The organism is Staphylococcus sp. EG-SA-2 (assembly GCF_017152085.1).
Map to the genome: position 1 here is coordinate 1 of NZ_JACYHC010000656.1, position 2,143 is coordinate 2,143.

Consider the following 2,143-nt stretch of genomic DNA (forward strand, 5'->3'; position numbering starts at 1 on the left):
TAGATATAACTAAGCCTAAATTTATAAAGCAACAAGAACGACAGTTGCGAGAACAGTATGGTACCAAAGTAGATATATCAATAAAAAAATCGGTTGGTAAAATCTCATTTGAGTTTGATTCACAAGATGACTTTGTGAGAATAATTGAACAATTAAATCGTAGGTATGGTAAATAGTTACACAATTTTATATAATAACTCTTTGTGAATCTATAGATATATTGATAGTTATCTATATTCTTTGAAGATGATGCGACTTCAGTAGGTTGGAAGAATACAACAATATTAATAAAATTATTTGAGACTATATAGAAGGGAGTAACGCTAATTATGGATCAAGTTATGAGTATTATTTCATCGCTATTCGAACCATTAACTAAAATTGAAACATATGAAAATATTGCAACTAAAATCGCTATGATTGTTATTTATATTATCGTAGCCCTCATAGTTATTAAAATACTGAATAAAATGATTGAACAGGGATTTAAGATTCAAAATAAAAGTAAAAAGAGTAACAAAAAGCGCTCTAAAACTTTAATATCTCTTGTTCAAAATGTAGTGAAGTATATCGTTTGGTTTATAGTTATTACGACGATTTTAAGTAAATTTGGCATTAGTGTTGAAGGTGTTATTGCAAGTGCTGGTGTCGTAGGTTTAGCAGTAGGTTTTGGTGCGCAGACCATTGTTAAAGACGTTATTACTGGATTTTTCATTATATTTGAAAGCCAATTTGATGTAGGTGATTATGTTAAGATAAACAACGGTGGTACAACTGTAGCAGAGGGAACAGTTAAATCAATTGGACTCCGTTCAACACGTATTAATACAATATCTGGAGAACTTACAATCTTGCCAAATAGTAGCATGGGTGAAATAACGAATTACTCAATTACGAATGGAACAGCAATTGTTAAAATTCCAGTATCTGTAGATGAAAATATTGATAATGTTGAGAAGAAATTAAACAAATTATTTACATCTCTGCGTAGTAAATATTATTTATTTGTAAGTGATCCTGTTGTGATTGGTATTGATGCCTTTGAAGATACTAGAGTAATATTAAGGGTTTCAGCAGAAACAATACCAGGTGAAGGTTTCTCTGGTGCGCGTATTATTCGTAAAGAAGTACAAAAAATGTTTTTACAAGAAGGTATCAAGACACCACAACCAATAATGACACCTTTTAATCATAGTGAAAACGGTGTTTAGTAGTTTATAATACATGGAGGTCATATTTAATGGCGTCAAAATATGGAATAAATGATATAGTAGAAATGAAAAAACAACATGCGTGTGGAACCAATCGTTTTAAAATTATTAGAATGGGTGCTGACATTAGAATTAAGTGTGAAAATTGTCAACGAAGCATTATGATTCCACGTCAAACGTTTGATAAAAAACTAAAAAAAATCATCGTATCTCAGGATGATACACAAAGATAGGAGAATGATTCATGGCTTTAACAGCAGGTATCGTTGGCTTACCAAACGTTGGTAAATCAACATTATTTAATGCAATTACAAAGGCGGGTGCCTTGGCAGCAAACTATCCGTTCGCAACTATAGACCCAAATGTGGGTATTGTAGAAGTGCCAGATGCAAGACTACTTAAATTAGAAGAAATGGTTCAACCTAAAAAAACATTACCTACTACATTTGAATTTACAGATATTGCCGGAATTGTTAAAGGTGCTTCTAAAGGTGAAGGTTTAGGTAATAAATTCTTATCACATATTAGAGAAGTAGATGCAATTTGTCAGGTTGTTCGTGCTTTTGACGATGATAATGTAACACATGTAGCTGGTCGAGTTGATCCAATTGATGACATCGAAGTTATCAATATGGAATTAGTACTTGCAGACTTAGAATCAGTTGAAAAACGCTTACCTAGAATTGAAAAATTGGCACGTCAAAAAGATAAGACTGCTGAAATGGAAGTGCGTATTTTAACAACTATTAAAGAAGCTTTAGAAAATGGTAAACCCGCTCGTAGTATTGACTTTAATGAAGAAGACCAAAAATGGGTGAATCAAGCGCAATTACTGACTTCTAAAAAAATGCTTTATATCGCTAATGTTGGTGAAGATGAAATTGGTGATGATGATAATGATAAAGTAAAAGCGATTCGTGAATATGCAGCGC

3 protein-coding genes and 1 pseudogene are annotated in these 2,143 nt (G+C 32.1%); all 4 read left to right on the top strand.

The window, feature by feature from the left end; all coding sequences use genetic code 11:
• A pseudogene (locus IDG60_RS11840) lies at nt 1-176 on the top strand (ParB/RepB/Spo0J family partition protein); the annotation flags it as partial.
• Between the two features lie 153 nt (nt 177-329).
• Entirely contained in the window at nt 330-1,211 is an 882-nt protein-coding gene (locus IDG60_RS11845; RefSeq protein WP_000373073.1) for a mechanosensitive ion channel family protein, read from the top strand.
• A 29-nt stretch (nt 1,212-1,240) separates the two neighbouring features.
• A complete protein-coding gene (locus tag IDG60_RS11850) occupies nt 1,241-1,444 on the top strand; it encodes a DUF951 domain-containing protein (protein ID WP_000157348.1) in 204 nt (67 codons plus the stop codon).
• Nucleotides 1,445-1,455: 11 nt separating this feature from the next.
• On the top strand, nt 1,456-2,143 hold a 688-nt coding region (gene ychF / locus IDG60_RS11855), incomplete at its 3' end, for a redox-regulated ATPase YchF (RefSeq protein ID WP_206160729.1).